We start from the raw sequence: 19275 nt of genomic DNA, 5'->3' as shown, positions 1-19275 counted from the left end.
TATAGTTAGGCAAGTTTTAGAGCGATTTACTAAATATCAATAATGATAATAACGATGAGCCTATATAATACGCCCATCGCATTTTCTATTTATTATTTTAACCATTAATTATAAGGATTATATTATGTCAGACCGTTATGGTGATTTTGTTCAGTCTTCTCTTGGCAAAAAAGTAGCTAAAAATCTAGGTTTGCCAATGCCGACCACGCTTGATCGTTTTGAAAGCGGTGAGCGTTTGGTACGTGGTAGCGTGTTGGTTGGCCGTGCTAATGGTGATGACGCCAGCGTGAGCCAGTCTATTGCGCGCATCTTGTCAGATGTCCATGCTGAAGTGTATGTGAACAGCGGCGATGATATGACTGATGCCCTAGCGGATGCAGGCGTTGAAGCAAAAGCCAACACAGGCGGTGATGACAAGTTCAAGGTTTTATTGTTTGATGCCAGCAATATCGTCAATGCCGAACAACTAAAAGAAGTTTATGAATTCTTTCATACGGTTGCACGCCGTGTCGAGAAGTCTGGCCGTGTGATTATTGTTGGTCGTACGCCTGAGAGCATCACTGATATCGAAACTGCCATGGCTCAGCGTTCGCTTGAAGGGTTTGTAAAGTCAGTTGGCAAAGAGTTCAAGCGCGGTGTGACCGCCCAGCTAGTCTATGTTGAGACTGGTGCTGAGCAAAACCTAGATTCAACGTTGCGCTTTTTTACCTCAGCACGCTCAGCTTATGTTTCAGGACAGGTCGTTCGCGTCAGCAAAGGCGATTCAGTTGACGTAGATTGGAACCAGCCTTTGGGCGGCAAAACCATGCTAGTAACCGGTGCTAGCCGCGGTATTGGTGAAGCAATCGCTCGCGTATTGGCGCGTGAAGGGGCGCATGTGATTTGCCTTGATGTACCGCAGCAGCAAGCAGACCTACAAAAGGTGGCCAGTGAAATCAGCGGTTCTGTATTGACCGTTGATATCACCAGTGCTGATGCTGGTAAAGAGGTTGCAGAAGCGGCTGAAAAACGTGGTGGCCTTGATGCTGTGATTCATAATGCTGGCGTGACGCGTGACAAAACATTGGCAAACATGGATGAGAAAAAGTGGGACATGGTTATCGACATTAATTTGGGCAGTATTGCCAGATTGAACCGTTATATGCTTGACAACGACGTGCTAAAAGACAGCGCACGTATCGTATGCGTATCGTCTATCTCAGGTATTGCAGGCAACATGGGTCAAACCAACTATGCCACGTCTAAAGCAGGCGTGATCGGTTTGGTTAATGCGACTGCGAAGCAGTTAGAAGATAATGCAAAAGGCATGACCATCAACGCAGTTGCTCCAGGATTTATCGAAACGCAAATGACAGAAGCCATTCCGTTTGCTATCCGTGAAGCGGGCCGCCGTATGAACTCAATGAGCCAAGGCGGCTTACCAGTCGATGTGGCTGAAACCATCGCATGGCTTGCGTCACCTGCTTCTGGTGGCCTAAACGGCAATATAGTACGTGTTTGTGGTCAAAGCTTGCTTGGCGCATAATATTGATTTACGGTTGAGCATATAAGGCTGATACATAGAGGCTAGAGCTATGCTCACCAGATAATTGCTAATGAAGAGTAACAAAGCTGCCCACGGGTGGCTTTTTTATGATAAAAATACAAGAATCAATAGCCAAACGGTTTTTTGCTGATAGATATACTCATGAGGTTGATGAAATTTGATGCTTATTGGATGATTTAATAGTAGGCTTTAGTCAATGACTGTAGAATGTCTCTATATACGTTAAAAACTTGTTCAAGCCACACTTAGGATCTATTTATGTCAGACAAACATTATGATGCGTTGCCAAAAGCGCACACCACTTATGCCAATATCGTCAAAAGCTTGCTGCCTATCGGAAACAGTGGAAAGGTCAGCAGAGACGAGTTGCCACAAGCTACTTATTACGTAGACGATTTGCATATCGATCAAGACAATTTAGACGATTATCGTAAGATCTGTGGGTTCGCTGATGACGGTAAAGTACCAGCGACTTACTTTTCAGTATTGTCACAGACGCTACAGATGAATATGATGGTCAAAGAACCATTCCCGTTTGCGATGTTGGGTTTGGTACACGTTGACAACAGCGTGACGCAGTACCGTCCGATCGGAGAGCGTGAAACAGTAGCATTGTCGGTCACGTTCGATAATTTGCGCGATCACGCTCAAGGTCAGCAATTTGATTTTATCACCATCGTCAAATCAGAAGACGAGGTGATTTGGGAAGGCACATCGACATATCTGTCACGTAGCAAAAAGCCTGCCAGTAGCAAAGACAAAAAAAGCACGCCGCGCCCAGCTGTGGTCAAACCAGAAGTTGACGAAGCTGGGGTACACAGTATCTTTGAAGTACCAGAAGACATCGGTCGCCGTTATGCTTTTGTGTCAGGGGATTTTAACTTGATTCATTTGCACCCATTATCAGCACGTGCTTTTGGTTTCCCTAAAGCGATTGCGCATGGTATGTGGTCAAAAGCCAAGTGTCTTGCCCTAATGGGTGATCTACCTGATGCTTATACTGTCGATGTCTCATTCAAATTGCCTATCTTTTTACCAGCTGAAGTAGAGCTGATTGCTGAGCCAGTCGCACAGCTTACCAATGCAGAAGACACCTGTGAATTTGGGCTATACAGCTCAAAGAATAATAAGCCGCATTTGGCTGGTGTTATGAAATTAGAGACAGATAGCAAGTAACCGCTATCTTTTTATTCAATGACCATTTCTAACGAATGTATTTATCATTATGACTGCACAAAGCCCTATGACCTTACCAGACCATCAAACAAACACAGACCAGACAGATCAATCAGTCGCAACGAATACTCTAGCTGCCAACGATACCTCAAGCAGTAAAGAAGGCAGTGTCAGCAGTGCTAGTGATGTTGACACTGATACTAATACTGACAATGGTGTTGATTTGGCTGTGATTCTCGAGCCGTATTTCCGTCCTGATGCCAATACCATTGTATGCGGTGCGCTAGATGATGAAAAAGTGTCGGCACTGGCGCAGGCTGGGGTTGAGATTATTATCAATTTACAGCCTGATGATGAGCTGGGCTTTGATGAGTCAGCAGCGGTATCGCGTGCAGGTATGCACTATGAGCATTTACCTATCAATGGCGCGGCAGAGTTAAAGCAGCTCAAAATATTGGCATTTGATAATATTTTGCGTCAGCACCATAGCAAAAAGATCGCTATGCACTGTGGGTCTGGAAATCGAGTAGGGGCTGCCATTGCGCTACGAGCAGGATGGCTGCGTGGACGCAAGATGGATACGGCTATGGAGCGCGGTCGTAGCCATGGTCTGACCAAACTTGAACAAGAAGTTCATAATCGTTTGCTCGTACCACGTTAAGTATTTGCGTTGTATGAAAGGTTAATACTAAGCTAAATATTAGCATCACGATAAGATATCGTCATGCTTGAGTAAGGAAAAGGCGACCGATGGGTGGCCTTTTTTATTGGCTAGCTGCTTATTTGTATTGGTGCATCAAGCTTGCATATCAGGTAGGTCTCAAAATTAAAATAATCTAAAACGGGAGTAAGATAATAATGACGGGACACAGTGAAAAAAACGTAAATACTGCTACGGATAGCATTTTACAATCACGTTTGCAGCAACTGCTGACTGACTTACAACTGGATGATGCGCCAGCAGGGGGTGCGGTGGTCGTGTATCAGGCAGGAGCATGTATTGCACAAGCGAGCACAGGCATGGCGCGTCCTGATATGTCGTGGCAGCCTGATACGTTGGCGATTAACTTCTCAACCGGTAAAGGGGTATTGGCCACGCTGGTACATGTGCTAGCCTCTCAAGCATTGCTCGACTATGATGTGCCTATTGCTCATTACTGGCCAGCATTTGCAGCACAGGGCAAAGAGAAAATTACCTTACGCCATGTGATGTCGCATCAAGCTAACTTATATTCTATTCAGAGCATTGATGCGGACAGCGACACATTGCTGAACTGGAATGTGATGTTAGATAAGGTTGCCGCGATGCCTGTCACACCGCCAGAAAACGCAGCCTCGTATGCTAGCGCTTACAGCGCATTGGTTTACGGCTGGGTACTGGGCGGTGTTATAGAAGCGGCCACTGAACTATCACTTGCTGAGGCACTGCGTCATTATTTGACAGAGCCTTTGGGCATTGCAGACAGTTGTTACTTTGGTGTGCCGAAAAGCAAGGTAGATCAAGTGGCACAGCTGACCAAAAACTTTGAAGGCGCAGATGAGCCTACCTCACAGCCCAGTCAAAGACGTCATAAACCTACGTTAAAAGCTGACTCAAAAGACACGCTGCACACCTACGCCAGTCTCCCTAGCTATGCGAGCTGGCAACAAAAGATGTTAGATGATCGAAATGACGCCAATGTCGAGAACGCTGATAGTATTAATGGTGGTGTCGATAGAGAAAATGCTGGTGATTCAAAGCCAATGCTAGACACCGCTGCTATCAATCGTCTCTATCTTGATACGAGTATGTTAAATCTGAGAAACTATAAAGCGGCACTCATACCCGCAGGCACGTCACCAATTGATTATTATAGCGACGACACATTGCAAGCGGTCATTCCAGCGGCCAACGGGGTGGCATCAGCGCAAGCTTTGGCTACTATCTATGCCATGCTGGCAAATGGCGGTAAATGGCGTGGTCAAACGCTGATTAATCAAGCAATCTTTGAGCAGTTATTGACATCGAAAGTGGTGGGTTTGGATGCGGTTATGCCTTCACAGATGCAATGGCGATTGGGTTACCATAAATTATTTAGCGTATGTGACAATCAGAATAATAATCAGAACCATATGATCGACAGCGTTTATAATGAAAGCGCTAAGAACGAAAGCACAAAGAATGAAAGTGCCATCTCATCAGGGTTTGGCCATATGGGATACAATGGTTCGGTCGCGTGGTGTGACCCTGAGCGTCAATTGTCCTTTGCTTTTATTCATAACTTTGACACCACCATGCTCAACGACGTTCGTCAGTTTGCGCTGACAGAAGCAGTCTTATCATTGGTAGATGACGTACTCTAAATCGAGTTTTACGGAAACTCTTACTTTATGATATAGCGCTGATTTACAACAAATAAGCCGCATTTTTCGTTAATGCGGCTTATTTGGCGTCATTTTAAGTAACTTAGTGGCACTCAGACCATGAATAAAGATTGAGGTTAAAATCACAATTGAGCAGACAATCCACAGTTTGAGTGCGTCTTCATCACCGAAGAATCCTTGGTTTAGCGCGTAAGATAAATAATACAACGTCCCAATACCGCGAATACCCAGTGCTGAGATGGCGTATTTTTCGGTACGGGGAAGGTTCAGCCCTGATAGCGCAATAAACCCACCAATCGGACGGATGAGTAACAAAAACGTAAAACTCACGATATAGACGCGCCATGTCAGCTCAATATCAGACTGCAAGCCTTGACCGATAAACATACCAAAAATCACCAATACCAATGACATTAGCAAGCCTTCAGATTGCTCGGCAAAGTCATGTAGTTTTTCATGATAAGTATGCTCACATTCTGAGCGTCGAAACGCAAAAGCCGCGACAAAAACAGCGATGAACCCATAACTGTGTACATACTCCGCTACCCCATAAGCCAAGAGGGTTAAGGCGATAACCACGTAGCCTTGTGAGATGGTGGTATCACGAGTGTATTTAGAAAACACCAGCTTGGCCAGTACCTTTCCAACCACAATACCAACCACCACACCTGCGCCAATTTTCCACAGGACATCATGAGTAAACCATGACCAGAGCATCTCATAGGTAAAGACTTTACCCTCACTAAACGCCTCGGCAATTTTAATCGCTAAGTAAACGAATGGAAAAGCCAGACCATCATTCAATCCTGCTTCTGATGTGAGAGTAAAGCGCGGTGTGTCTTCGCCTCCTGTATTAGGAGGGCCCACTTGAATGCTAGACGCTAAGACGGGATCGGTAGGTGCTAAGACCGCACCCAGTAAGATAGCAGCGCCCAAGCTCAAACCAAACGCATAATAGCCTAAAACCGCCATCGCAAAGATACCAATCGGCATGGTGATGAGTAGTAGCCTGACCGTGGGTCGCCATAATTTCCAAGACAGCTCAGTGTCGATTTTTATACCAGCACCAACGAGTGAGACCAATACGACAATCTCAGTCAGCTTTTCGATGATTAAGCCATTACTTAAGGGATCTAAAAAAGACAATGACGTCCACCAGTAACCCATCATCAAACCAAAGCTGACTTGCAGCATAGGCAGTGAGATTGAGGTGCGCTTAAAGACAATAGGAAACAGTGCCCCTAATAAAAAGGCAAACCCGCAAATTAATAAGAATAAGTTGTAGTTTTCAATCATAGGGCTGATACACGTTTTTGTATGGTTGAGAGGGTATTTAGCTTTAGCCTTTATCATGACGCCAAAAAAAATCAATTACCGCAAAAAATCGTTATCAAAACGTCTACTGCGTTGTTTTTTGGTGAAAAAAAAGCCTGCATAAGATATACAGGCTTTTCATGGGTCTTTAGATTGATGTGTTTTAAGATAGTTTATTTATCACAGTGCACACGTTTTAGCGTTCTACTTGGCTCACATCACGGATCGCACCCGTATCGGCACTGGTGGTCATGGCAGCATAGGCACGTAGAGCAGGGGTGACATAACGCTCACGGCTGACCGGTTTCCACGCATCACGTCCACGTGCTTCCATCGCTTCGCGGCGCGCCGCCAAATCGGCATCGCTGACTTGCATGTTGATAGTGCGGTTCGGAATGTCGATATGGATGGTATCGCCTTCTTCAACCAGACCAATTGCACCGCCTTCAGCCGCTTCTGGGCTAGCATGACCGATTGATAAGCCTGAGGTACCACCAGAGAAACGACCATCAGTGAGTAGGGCACATTCTTTACCCAAGCCTTTAGACTTGAGGTAAGTCGTAGGGTAAAGCATTTCTTGCATACCAGGGCCACCTTTAGGGCCTTCATAGCGGATGATGACCACATCACCTGCCACGATCTCATCAGCCAATACTGCGGCAACTGCGTCATCTTGTGACTCAAATAGACGCGCGCGACCAGTGAATACTAAGATACTGTCATCCACACCTGCGGTTTTGACCACACAACCACGCTCGGCAATATTGCCATATAGTACGGCTAAGCCACCATCTGCTGAATAGGCATGTTGGGCACTACGGATACAGCCTGATTCACGGTTGACGTCGAGATTTGACCATTCTTTTGATTGTGAAAACGCTTCAGTGGTACGTACGCCACCAGGTGCTGCAAGGAAGCGTGCGCGCGCCTCAAGGTTATCAGCGTTCATGATATCCCACTTATCAATCGCTTCTTTCATCGTCGCGCTATGAATAGTCGGTACGTCAGTGCTGAGTAAGCCTGCACGATCAAGCTCAGCCAATAACGCAAAGACACCACCAGCACGATGCACATCTTCCATATGGTATTTCTGTGATGCAGGTGCCACTTTTGCTAGGCATGGCACACCGCGGCTTAAGCGGTCAATATCATGCATTTTAAAGTCGATTTCTGCTTCATTAGCAGCGGCTAACAGATGCAAAATAGTATTGGTCGAGCCGCCCATGGCGATATCTAAGGTCATAGCGTTTTCAAAAGCCGCTTTGCTCGCGATTGAGCGTGGTAAGACTGAATCATCATCTTGCTCATAGCGACGTTTAGCCAATGACACAATGGTGCGACCTGCCTCTAAGAATAGCTCACGGCGTAGTGAGTGAGTGGCTAGTAGTGAACCATTACCCGGTAGTGCCAAGCCTAAAGCTTCGGTTAAGCAGTTCATCGAGTTGGCAGTAAACATACCAGAACATGAACCACAAGTTGGACAAGCTGAGGCTTCGATAGCGGCCACATCTTCATCGCTAATGCTGTCGTCAGCAGCGTCCATCATGGCATCGACAAGATCAAGCTTACGAATCGCACTACTATCACTGCCATCGGTATTGTGGCTCTTACCAACGGTACTGGCTAAGATTTTACCGGCTTCCATTGGGCCACCTGAAATAAACACTACTGGGATATTCAGGCGCATAGCAGCCATCAACATACCTGGCGTGATTTTATCGCAGTTAGAGATACACACTAGCGCATCTGCGCAGTGAGCATTGACCATATATTCAACAGAGTCAGCAATGAGGTCGCGGCTAGGTAGCGAGTACAACATACCGCTATGACCCATGGCAATACCATCATCGACCGCAATAGTGTTGAACTCTTTGGCCACGCCGCCCGATTTTTCAATCTCGCGAGCGACCAGTTGTCCCAAGTCTTTTAGATGCACATGGCCGGGTACGAACTGGGTAAATGAGTTGGCAATGGCAATAATTGGCTTGCCAAAGTCGCCGTCAGTCATGCCAGTTGCACGCCATAATGCGCGAGCGCCTGCCATATTACGACCACCAGTAGAGGTTTTTGAGCGATAATCCATGTGATATTCCTTACAAATAGGCGAGGTTTGTTAAAATGTTTAGCCTCAGCTGTGATATTGATAGTGTGCTTTTTATGATGCGTGAGGACTAGTGAATAATACTAAATGGCTACCATACCATTGGCTATGAGTGCCCCAAAATCGGCCGCCAACCATGATAAAGAATAGAGCGACAAAGTGCTACTCTAAACGCTCTAATATGGCATTTTCAAACCAAGGCAGAGTGGTTTTGTCGGCTTCTAGTTTGGCGATAACGATTAATGCATGTGCTGCAGGTAAAAGCTGATAGTCGCTACTCGCGTCAAGCGGTAGAATTGACTTAGCACTGGTGCGCTGCTCATCAATACTGACCAAAGGCAGTTTGTTGTTTTTATAGAGGATATCTACACGGCCAAAAAACTGCCACTCTTTTAAGGCGCTTGTCAGTGCATCTGCCTCATCTTTGGTATAAATCTGCTGTGTCTCTTTGCCTGTGTTGGTCCAATGTAGACGTACCGCTAGCTGTAGAGCCTCACTAAAGACGACCAATGAACCGATAATTTTCACATGCCAAGGACTAGCGAGTAGTGCAGCATCAATTCCTATGAGCTTGGCAGCGGCTTGTGCTGTCATGGGGGTATTGAACTGTGCTAATAGCGCAGGTGTCAGTGGATGCGTTTGTTTAATGGCCTCATCTAGACTGTCGTAGTGATATAAAAACAGTAGCGGCAAGTCTTGCGTAATGGTTTTTTTACTGATTTTACAGTTATGAATCCGCCAAGCGATGGTTTTGTCAGTTAAGGCGTCTGCTAGAATAATGGTATTGGCTGCAAGGGTTTGCACGCCATTATTCGCATTGGTTTGCTGCGCATCGCTCATGGGCACAGTGTCATCGGATACAGAGATTGATGGCGTGTCATTGAGTGTGGAATGAGCGTAACTGTCATCTGATTGAGTCGTCAAGGTAGGCGAGTCCATAAACATCATGTTATTAAAATAGAGGGTTAATATAACATTTTAAGGGTGCGCCCCGCTAATAAATTGGTGAGCTGCGATAGTGAGTATGCAGCTTGATTTTCTCAACGATAATGGTGATAGTGACTTGTACTAACGTTGCATTTCATCCACTATATGACAGACGCTTTTATCTATCTTTGATAGCTATAGTCAGTCCTCTATAAAAGAGTGACAGCGTTAATCTTGCTTGAAGTATCACAGTTACCTCTGCACTTGGTTGCCTTGACTCTGTTTTAAACTGAATCAACTATGCTAATTAAAAAGCTCACTAACAATAAAATTATTAAAGGAAAAATAATGACTGACATTAATCAACAGACTGCTTATGACAATAATAATATTTTTGCCAAAATGCTAGATGGTGACATTCCTTATCACAAAGTCTATGAAGACGAGCATACGCTTGCCTTTATGGATATCATGCCGCAAGCAGAAGGCCATGTATTGGTCATACCTAAGCAAAAGACGGCTGACTTGGCAGATCTTGCGCCTGAATATGCTGCTGCTGTTTTGATGACATCTAAGAAAATTATGCAAGCCCAGCGCCAAGTGTTTGCGCGAGAAGGAATTATTCAAATGCAATTGAATGGCGCGCAGGCAGGGCAGACTGTGTTTCATTATCATATACATCTGATTCCTAGCAGTATCCATGAGCTAGGACGTCATGCCGCTGTGATGGCTGACCAAGAGCAGTTGGCCAATTTGGCTAAGCAGTTGGCGGCAGTGATTGATGCTGAATAATGCGAGTACAATGCTTTATGGTTTTGACATCTATATCAATTTATAGATTTTGATCATAAATCGTTAACCTAATAGCACATATAAGATAAGAAGGCAGCTAACAAGCTGCCTTTTTCGTTTTCTTGGTAATAGTCATGTAACAATCGTTAAAGTCATGTTACAAGTTGAACGCTTGCCTAGGGTTTTTGAAAGGAGTGTGATAGATATGATGCTTATTTACTAACCATCTTACATTCCAGCTTTGTCTTTACTAGGGCGTGTCCTCAATCCAATCGATAGTTATCTAAATGGGTTAGAAATGGCTAAATCTTGCCAAATGTCGTCAAATAGCTGACTAATATCTCGATATTATCTGCGCTATTTTCCTTGTTTGACTGCGATTTATCTCATTTTTATCACCATTTTTAAAATGAGGACACGCCCTAATAAATCATTCTAAAAAAGGCAGAGCTAACTTCTGAGGAAACCATTTTTCATGAGCAAGTTACCTCGTTCTACTATTTTATTGCCAGTCTTTGTACCTGCAGCGGTTATTATGTTGTTGTTGGTCATCGGTACTGCGATCAATCCTGAAGCAGCTGGTGCGCTATTCAGTGATGTGCTTGCCTTCACGACCGAGACGTTCGGTTGGTTTTATATGCTAGCAGTAGCATTGTTTTTGATGTTCATCATTGTACTGGCATTTTCGTCCTATGGGAGTATTAAGCTGGGCCCTGATCATGCGGAGGCGGAGTACAAGTTCCTCGAATGGTTTGCCATGCTGTTCTCGGCAGGTTACGGGATTGCGCTACTGTTCTTTGGGGTAGCAGAACCAGTCATGCATTTCGCCAGTCCACCACTCTCCCAGCCGCAAACCATTGCAGCCGCAAAAGAGGCGATGCAAATTGCGTATTTCCACTGGGGTTTTCATATTTGGGCGATTTATGGAGTAGTTGGTTTATCACTAGCCTATTTTGCGTTTCGTCATGGTCTGCCACTATCCATACGTTCGACGCTATATCCGATTATCGGTGACAGAATTTATGGCCCTATTGGGCATACGGTCGATGTGTTTGCCATATTAGGTACGATGTTCGGTATTGCCACCAGTCTAGGTTTGTCGGTATCGCAAATCAATGCGGGACTCAATTATCTGTTGCCAGATATTATCCCAGTGAATACGACCGTACAGGTGATTGCCATTGCATTGGTGACAGCCGCGGCACTGGTATCGGTATTGGCAGGAATGGATAAAGGCGTAAAACGCTTGTCTATCTTAAATATGGTATTGGCGACAGCGCTGATGTTGTTTGTGTTTATTGTGGGCCCGACCATATTTATTCTGAATGCCTTTATGGAAAATACGGGCAGTTATTTGGGTAATATTGTCGAGCGTACCTTTAGTTTGCAAGCGTATGAGAACAGTGATTGGATCGGTAGCTGGACATTGTTTATCTTTGCATGGACGATTGCATGGGCACCTTTTGTAGGTCTATTTATTGCTAAGATTAGCCGTGGCCGCACCATTCGTGAGTTTGTATTGGGTGTGATGCTTGTACCAACCTTCTTTACGTTCTTTTGGTTTGCCGTGTTTGGTGATACCGCGCTACATATGATTATGGTTGATGGTTATACCTCGCTAATCGGTGATGTACAGGACAACCAAGCGATTGCCTTGTTTAAATTATTAGAAAACCTACCATTTACTGAATTTGTGTCGTCATTGACCATTTTATTGATTATTACCTTTTTTGTGACATCGTCAGATTCTGGCTCATTAGTGATTGATTCGCTAGCGGCTGGTGGTCGCAGTGATACGCCGTGGTGGCAGCGCAGCTTTTGGGTGGTGACCGAAGGTGCTGTTGCCGCTGTACTATTGATTGCAGGCGGCCTAACGGCGCTTCAAACGGCAGCCATCGTTAGTGCGCTACCGTTTGCAGTTATTATTCTTATTTCAATGTTTGGTATGTGGCGTGCGTTGCGTATCGAAGGGCATCGTAATCAGAGCCTTGGTCAAAACAACAAACTGCCGCCACATCTACTCAAGCCATCAGCCTGGCGCGAGCGTATCGACTATATGACCGATAAACCGACGCGTGGCAAGGTGCTTAGTTATATTAAAGAAGTGATTATGCCGTCGATGATGGAAGTATCATCTAAATTTGCAGAAACTGGCTGGACGACTGAGGTCAATTATGACGCGGTCAATAACCGTGCAGTGCTTGAATTGCAACGTGGCGACGACGTTGAGTTTTGGTATGAGGTGCGCTTATCTGAGCATGATGCGCCCGATTACTATACAGAAGACAGCGCAGATACCTTGCCACAAGAGCACCATCACCGTGCTGAGGTGTATCTACGCCGTGGTGGCCAGACGTACGACTTGTATGGCTATCAGTCTGAATCGGTGATTAACGATATCATTGATCAGTTCGAAAAGTACCTGCATTTCCTCAATGTGTCGCCTGATAGTCTACCGTGGCGTATGCAAGAGCATGATGAAGACATCACGCTAGAGCAGGGCAGTGTGCTCGATAAATAATGCAGTGAATGTATTAAAAATGAGTATTAATCATGCAACCGATTCACCTTAATAGCTTGCAATATATTCATGAATGCTTAGAATAACGGCTTGTTTTCCTTACAAATCAAGCCGTTTTTTTTATGTCTATCGATTCTTCTATTTTACCTGCGCATTCGCCAGTGTCTGATCATCCATTATTGCAACCATTAAACATCGGTGGTCTGACAATTGAAAACCGTCTGATGGTCGCTCCGATGGCAGGGGTAACAGACAATCCTTTTCGTCGACTGTGCAAGTCATTTGGCGCAGGTCATGCGGTCAGTGAGATGATCATCGCTGATACGGCGCTTTATGCACGTAAAAAATCCTTATACCGTGCCAATTTTGATAATGAAATTGCGCCTATCTCTGCGCAGATAGCAGGGGCTGAACCGGATAAATTGGCTCAAGCCGCTCGTTATCAAATTGATAATGGTGCACAGATTATCGATATTAATATGGGCTGCCCCGCCAAAAAAGTCTGCCGTAAGCTGGCAGGCTCTGCATTGCTACAAGACGAAGACTTAGTCGCGCGTTTGCTCGATGTAACCGTCAATGCGGTCAATGCACCAGTCACCTTAAAGACACGACTGGGTTTTGAAAATGGCCGTGAAAATATCTTGCGAGTGGCCAAGCGGGCAGAGCAAGCAGGCATTGCCGCGATTGCCATTCATGGGCGTACGCGTGAGGATATGTATACTGGCGAGGCGCGTTACGAGCTCATACGCGAAGTCAAAGAAAGCATCAGTATTCCTGTCATTGCCAATGGTGATATCGATAGCGCGCAAAAAGCCCAGCGTGTCTATGAGTTGACGGGATGCGATGCAGTAATGATTGGACGAGCGGCCCAAGGTCAGCCTTGGATATTTCGTGATATTGAGCACTTTTTGCGTACTGGTGAGACTCTAGAGGCACCTAGTGTGAGCGAGATAAAAGAGATCGTGCTGGCGCATTTGCAAGAGTTATATGGCTTTTATGGTGAATACTCTGGCTGCCGCATCGCCCGCAAGCATATTGCTTGGTATACGACAGGTATTCCTAACTCCAATGCCTTTAGGCAAGCGATGTATGGAGAAGAGAGTACCGCAGGACAGTTCCGAGTGGTTGAGACTTTTTTGCAGGCGCATGAGTAGTATAGTCAATCAATGTTAAAAATGGTACAAGGCTGAGCGAGTCTAACGCCGTAACACTTTAAGAGTGGTTCGACTATACGAGCTGAACGCTCAGTTGATGCGCCAAAGCCTATTCGACCATTGCTAGGTTTTTTCTACCGCTACAGTATCTGTTTCAGAGGCAATTTTTTTACTTTGCCAAGGGAATCGGCCTTCTAACTCAACCTGTAGTGACAAGCTCAAAAAGGTTCGAATAAGGACGATAATACCTAATACTAATACGCTGCGTAGCGACGGCTCTGTCACGACAGTAGCCACAATATCAGCAGCGATTAGCACCTCTAGTCCTAATAGAATAGACTTGCCAATGGTCTGCCTGATTTCTACGTACGTATTATGATTGAGGCCACCCGATAGCCGAAATGCCCTATAAAAAGCAAAGAACAGTCCAAAAAACATAATCAGTACGCCAATTACTTCAATTATCTTGGCAATTAAATCGACATAGTGGGTCAACGTTTCTATCAAAGTATATTCTCCTCGGTATTAGCTAGCAAAAGCATCATAAGTAGCATCACTATTATTATATGATTAGATACGGCTGCAAACCTCTAAAGCCATCAAATTAACTACCAGTTACTGGTGTTTTGTTCACTTTGTGTGATATTTTTTTGCTATGCTATAAACGAATATTCATTGGCATAGGACAAAAAAAAGGAACTTTTATGGCAAATCCCTCGAAAAAAGCAATAACTAAAGCAGTAAAAGGTAAGAATATTATTATTACAGGGGCTTCAAGTGGTATTGGAGAACGTACGGCTTTTTTATTAAGTGAGTGCGGTGCACATGTTATCTTATTGGCACGTACTGAGGATAAGCTAAAAACAGTAACAGAAAGCATTGAGATACTTGGTGGCAAAGCCAATTATTACCCTTGTGATTTGACCAATATGGATGATATTGAAAAAGTCAGTAAGCAAATTTTGACAGATTTTGGCCATGTTGATGTCTTGGTTAATAACGCTGGTCGCTCGATTCGTCGTTCAGTTCATGAGTCGGTTGATCGTTTCCATGATTTTGAGCGTACGATGGATATCAATTACTTTGGCGCTGTTAAAATTGTTCTTGGGTTTTTGCCGACGATGATTGAACGTCAGACAGGTCAAATTGTCAACATATCCTCGATTGGTGTATTAGCGAACAGTCCGCGCTTTGCGGCTTATGTCGCATCGAAATCAGCGTTGGATGCTTTTAGTCGTTGCTTAGCTGCCGAAGTAAAAGGGGACAATGTGACGATTACCAATATCTTTATGCCATTGGTTCGCACGCCTATGATTGCCCCAACCAAGCTATACCGCTACATGCCTGCGTTAATGCCTGATGAAGCCGCGTTGATGGTCGCAAGAGCCATCGTCGATAAGCCCAATAGTATTGCCAGTAATATGGGTAAATTTGCATCGGCCACGTATTCACTGGTGCCAGCATTTAACGTCGGTATCCAATCAATTGGCTATCGTATTTTCCCAAGTACCCGCGCTGGACTGACTACCGATAAGAAGCCAAACCTTGCTCAGCGTGCCTTCGCCAGAATCCTTCCGGGTGAGCATCACTAAAGTTCGGGTTTTATGCGCTTTGAGTAATAAAAAAGGATGCTACGGCATCCTTTTTTATTATCTCTTAAGGTATTAATATTTATATGAATGGGTAGAATAGCGATGCTTTGTAGCTATCTGATGACTAGAACGACCAGATTGTTAGATGCTTTAGGATTATATTTTTAGTACCTTAAAATAGATGCCTCATTTACGATGCTAACCAAGGCGACTGGGAGTGTATAGTCAATCCTCTATAAAAGAGTGACAGCGTTAACCTCGCTTGAAGTATCACGTATACATCTGCACTCGGTTGCCTTATATCTCTTTTAAACTGAATCAACTATAGTAGAATGAGTTTGCCATGGCCTAATCATCTCGACCTCTATGCTCAACGAGATCAATAATTAAGCTTTGCATATCGAAAAATCTGAACACCATACAAATATACACTAAGCACTCATTCTCTGAGTGTTAAAGAATCCATAAAAGATATTTTGAAGAGGTAAGAATGTTAATTAAATTGCTACGAGAAGGTCTAGGACGAATTATTGCGGGTATCAGTTTTATGACACAAGGTAATGCCATGAAACGTACTGAAGAAGAACAAGCTCTTGTTAATAAGGCTGGTGAAGATCTATCCTTATATCAATTTCAATCGTGTCCTTTTTGCGTCAAAGTACGTCGTCAAATTCATAAATTGAATGTGCCTGTTGAGCTTCGAGATGCAAAAAACAATGAGCAGTTTCGCAATGAGCTTGCTGAGAACGGTGGGCGGATAAAAGTGCCTTGTCTACGTATTCAAAAAGACGACGACGTCCAATGGATGTATGAATCTAATGATATCAATGCTTACTTGCAACAGCGTTTTGGCTAGTGCATGTCTTCAGTTCGAACAACAACTGAACCGCCCCGACTTTATCGGAGAGTGATTTACTTGAGTCAGGCAGCGATGCCTGACAGGGTTAAATTATCATAATACCGCTTTTCAAAATCAAAAGGTGACACATAACCAATCGTACTATGCAGTCGTGTTTTATTGAACCAATCTACCAATTCAAGGGTTGCCAGTTCAACATCGTTCACACCAGTCCAGTTCTGCTTTAAATAATGAATCACCTCAGACTTGTAAAGCCCATTGACCGTTTCAGCCAATGCATTGTCGTATGAATCGCCTGTTGTGCCAACAGATGCAATGATACCAGAATCAGCCATCTTATCAGTATAACGAATGGATAAATACTGAACGCCTCTATCGCTATGATGAATCACATCTTTAGGATTATTCCTATCTGTTATCGCCTGATTTAATGCTGCCATCACCATATCGGTGTTCATGCGATTAGAGACTTTCTAGCCCACAATAGCGCGAGCAAACACATCAATAATAAAAGCGGTATACACCCAGCCGCTTATCGTCTTGATATAAGTAAAGTCTGCCACCCAGAGCTGGTTAGGGCGATGAGCGCTAAAGTTACGATTAACCAAGTCATCAGCACGCTTTTGATCATCATGGCTGTGAGTTGTTATTTTACCCTTACCGCGCCAGACACCTTGTAGGCCATGCTGTTTCATTAAGCGCTCTATGGTACAACAAGCAACCTTTAACCCATCAGCTTTCATCTGCTGCTACACTTTACGCACACCATAACGGCATTTGCTGACCTGCCAAATATGTTTAATCTCACCGATGTAAGAGTCGTCATGCTGACTGCGTAGTGAACGCTTGTGTGGGTTGTCGCTTAAGTCTTGAGCACGATAATAAATTGACGGGGCAATCGGTAAGACTCTACAGATCAGCTCGACCCCATACTTAGCTCTGTTATTGTCAATAAAACTGATCATTACTTGGGTGGACGGCCCGTCTCCGCCTGGGCGAAAAAAACCGCAGCCTTTCTGATGATTTCATTAGCTTGCTTAAGCTCTTTGATGCGTTCTTTGTCGCTTTGCGCTTGTACTGAGGCAGGAATAGTTTGATCGATGTGTTTTTTATGCCATGGTCGTAGGGTTTCAGGCGTACGGCCAATCTTAGGGGCAATGGCTTGGATGGCTGACCCTGTGGAGGGATAGTCGTTTGCTGCTTCGATCAACGTACGAACGGCGCGTTCTTTAATCTCAGGAGTGTAGGTTTGTCTTTTCATTGTCGTATTCTCTCAGAATGTTGAGTCTCCGACAATCCCGGGGCGGTTCAGCTGTCCTAAGTTAGTTAACCAATACAAATCTAGGATGGTCTCCATATTGTCTAGAAATTTGTAGAAAATGATTGAGTATCGCTACTAATCAATCCTGCCAATTACTGTTTCATCAAATCCTACACTGCCACAAAATTAACCACCATGCTAATTACCTAAAAGTTGATCATATAACTGCTCTACGCCGCTTTTTATACAACCGTATCAGTTGATGTAAGTAATGCATAACTTTTGTTGCTAATTGTTGTTGGATAGTATATAAATATATAAGTTTATGCGAATATTTGAATTCGATTAAGCGTATGTATGATCGTTAACTCGTTGATAAATGTTCACTAGATTATAACTCGTATTATTACTAAGACGTTTCTTGTTTGTAATGTAGTTATTTAATGGGTTCGTAATAGACCTACATTATGAAAATTACGGTATCGCTAACAGCTGTTACTTATAGATGTAGCTTACAAGGGGTTTACTATGGGCGAATATTCATCTCAATTATCGACGATAGCGTGCTTAGTGCTCCTCACGGTTACATCTGGTTGCAGCAGTATTAATTCTGGATTACAGGCGGGCAACCTACCGCCTAGTGGTGCCTTTGTCGCAGAAAATGGTATTACCTTTAATGTTCAGCCATTAGATGTATCGACCTTGCCAGCTAAACAAGCTCCAGTACTCGACAATGAGCTATATAACTTTGTCAAAGCGTCAAGAGCAATAAGTTATCGTATTGAAGCAGGAGACATCATGAGTATAGTGCTCACTGACTATCCAAATATCAGTGCATCAACATCAAGTATTACTGTTGATCAGCAAGGCTTTATTCAGTTTCCATTGATAGGACGTCTGAAGGCGAGTGGCATGAGTGTGCCGCAGTTCACTGCAGTATTACAACGTAGGTTGCAACGCTACCTCAAATACTCAGACCCACAAGTCAAAATCACCAATTATCTTAGTAGAAAATTCTTTATCGATGGCGAGGTTGCTAAGTCTGGCGAGTTCCCTATTGCTGATGCACCGGTCACATTATACAGTGCTTTGTCTATCGCAGGGGGAGCAACTATGACAGGAGATTCAAATAATATTGTATTAAATCGCCGAGGTAAAAATTATAACTTAGGGTTGCAATCATTAAGGCAGATGGGTCTATCTGCCAACCAAGTCTATATACAAGATGGTGATTCCATTCATGTTAATAGTCAAAGCCGTAATAAAGTCTACGTCTTGGGAGAGTTTGGTCGAATTGCACCAGTCGCTATACCTGAGCAGGGTCTTAGCTTATCACACGTACTGGGTGAATCAAGTGGTCTCAATGCGATCACAGCCAATGCTGCCAAAGTATATATTGTCCGTGATAACTCAAAATATAATTATACCAATATCTATTATGCCGATATGCAGACTATTACAGGCTTAGCATTGGCAAATCGCTTTGAGATGCAAGCCAATGACATTATTTACGTTGATCCTACGGGCTTAACTCGTTGGAACCGTGTGATCAGTGCTCTTTTACCATCAACTTCTGCGATCAGATCAATCTCAGATTTTTAAGCGATAATGATTATGGCGTTTGATAATATTATCGCGAGCTTTGAATAATGGACTAAAAAAATAAGC

14 protein-coding genes, 1 pseudogene and 1 other annotated feature are annotated in these 19275 nt (G+C 44.1%); of the genes and pseudogenes, 10 read left to right on the top strand and 5 right to left on the bottom strand.

Going from position 1 to position 19275, the window contains the following annotated elements; translation table 11 throughout:
* Positions 1 to 124: 124 nt before the first annotated feature.
* The 4 genes from IP485_RS01910 to IP485_RS01895 all read left to right on the top strand — a co-directional run bounded on the left by IP485_RS01910 (position 125) and on the right by IP485_RS01895 (position 5065).
* Positions 125 to 1525 carry a 3-oxoacyl-ACP reductase gene (locus tag IP485_RS01910; protein WP_198325762.1) on the top strand — a complete coding sequence of 467 codons (1401 nt, stop codon included), beginning with the start codon at positions 125 to 127 and terminating at the stop codon, positions 1523 to 1525.
* Between the two features lie 279 nt (positions 1526 to 1804).
* The gene (locus tag IP485_RS01905) at positions 1805 to 2722 is read left to right on the top strand and encodes a MaoC family dehydratase (protein WP_198325761.1); all 918 of its coding nucleotides are present in this window, start codon (positions 1805 to 1807) and stop codon (positions 2720 to 2722) included.
* Positions 2723 to 2771: 49 nt separating this feature from the next.
* Positions 2772 to 3383 carry a beta-lactamase hydrolase domain-containing protein gene (locus IP485_RS01900; RefSeq protein ID WP_227686365.1) on the top strand — a complete coding sequence of 204 codons (612 nt, stop codon included), beginning with the start codon at positions 2772 to 2774 and terminating at the stop codon, positions 3381 to 3383.
* A gap of 197 nt (positions 3384 to 3580) precedes the next feature.
* The gene (locus IP485_RS01895; protein ID WP_198325760.1) at positions 3581 to 5065 is read left to right on the top strand and encodes a serine hydrolase; all 1485 of its coding nucleotides are present in this window, start codon (positions 3581 to 3583) and stop codon (positions 5063 to 5065) included.
* A gap of 69 nt (positions 5066 to 5134) precedes the next feature.
* Here IP485_RS01895 and IP485_RS01890 read toward each other — a convergent pair whose 3' ends face one another.
* The 3 genes from IP485_RS01890 to IP485_RS01880 form a co-directional block, all read right to left on the bottom strand.
* Positions 5135 to 6382, bottom strand: coding sequence for a cation:proton antiporter (locus IP485_RS01890; protein ID WP_198325759.1), 1248 nt, complete (start codon positions 6380 to 6382; stop codon positions 5135 to 5137).
* A gap of 214 nt (positions 6383 to 6596) precedes the next feature.
* The gene (ilvD, locus tag IP485_RS01885; RefSeq protein WP_198325758.1) at positions 6597 to 8483 is read right to left on the bottom strand and encodes a dihydroxy-acid dehydratase; all 1887 of its coding nucleotides are present in this window, start codon (positions 8481 to 8483) and stop codon (positions 6597 to 6599) included.
* 180 nt (positions 8484 to 8663) lie between these two features.
* A complete protein-coding gene (locus tag IP485_RS01880) occupies positions 8664 to 9425 on the bottom strand; it encodes a hypothetical protein (RefSeq protein WP_198325757.1) in 762 nt (253 codons plus the stop codon).
* Positions 9426 to 9776: 351 nt separating this feature from the next.
* On the opposite strand from IP485_RS01880, the gene IP485_RS01875 reads away from it, so the two are divergent.
* The 3 genes from IP485_RS01875 (at position 9777) to dusB (ending at position 13895) form a co-directional block, all read left to right on the top strand.
* Positions 9777 to 10220, top strand: a complete 444-nt coding sequence (locus IP485_RS01875) for an HIT family protein (RefSeq protein WP_198325756.1) — start codon at positions 9777 to 9779, stop codon at positions 10218 to 10220.
* Between the two features lie 475 nt (positions 10221 to 10695).
* The gene (locus IP485_RS01870; protein WP_198325755.1) at positions 10696 to 12741 is read left to right on the top strand and encodes a BCCT family transporter; all 2046 of its coding nucleotides are present in this window, start codon (positions 10696 to 10698) and stop codon (positions 12739 to 12741) included.
* Positions 12742 to 12863: 122 nt separating this feature from the next.
* Complete coding sequence (gene dusB, locus IP485_RS01865) at positions 12864 to 13895, top strand: tRNA dihydrouridine synthase DusB (protein ID WP_198325754.1); 1032 nt, start codon at positions 12864 to 12866, stop codon at positions 13893 to 13895.
* A gap of 123 nt (positions 13896 to 14018) precedes the next feature.
* Here the strand turns inward: dusB and IP485_RS01860 are convergent, their stop codons facing one another.
* A complete protein-coding gene (locus tag IP485_RS01860; protein ID WP_198325753.1) occupies positions 14019 to 14402 on the bottom strand; it encodes a DUF1622 domain-containing protein in 384 nt (127 codons plus the stop codon).
* Between the two features lie 197 nt (positions 14403 to 14599).
* On the opposite strand from IP485_RS01860, the gene IP485_RS01855 reads away from it, so the two are divergent.
* Both IP485_RS01855 and IP485_RS01850 read left to right on the top strand, forming a co-directional pair.
* Positions 14600 to 15487 (top strand): SDR family NAD(P)-dependent oxidoreductase, encoded by an 888-nt coding sequence (locus IP485_RS01855; protein WP_198325752.1) that lies wholly within the window; start codon positions 14600 to 14602, stop codon positions 15485 to 15487.
* A gap of 490 nt (positions 15488 to 15977) precedes the next feature.
* Positions 15978 to 16343: a glutaredoxin family protein gene (locus tag IP485_RS01850; RefSeq protein WP_198325751.1), complete on the top strand. Its 366-nt coding sequence runs from the start codon at positions 15978 to 15980 to the stop codon at positions 16341 to 16343.
* 65 nt (positions 16344 to 16408) lie between these two features.
* On the opposite strand, the pseudogene IP485_RS01845 reads toward IP485_RS01850, so the two are convergent.
* Positions 16409 to 17607 (bottom strand): annotated as a pseudogene (locus tag IP485_RS01845) (IS3 family transposase).
* Positions 17237 to 17353: a sequence feature (AL1L pseudoknot), on the bottom strand. (Overlaps the previous pseudogene by 117 nt.)
* Positions 17608 to 18135: 528 nt before the next feature.
* On the opposite strand from IP485_RS01845, the gene IP485_RS01840 reads away from it, so the two are divergent.
* Complete coding sequence (locus IP485_RS01840) at positions 18136 to 19209, top strand: polysaccharide biosynthesis/export family protein (RefSeq protein ID WP_198325750.1); 1074 nt, start codon at positions 18136 to 18138, stop codon at positions 19207 to 19209.
* Positions 19210 to 19275 lie beyond the last annotated feature (66 nt).

It is taken from the genome of Psychrobacter sp. NG27 (genome assembly GCF_016106655.1).
Taxonomy (GTDB): Bacteria; Pseudomonadota; Gammaproteobacteria; order Pseudomonadales; family Moraxellaceae; genus Psychrobacter.
This window is presented reverse-complemented; position numbering and strand designations above follow the sequence as displayed.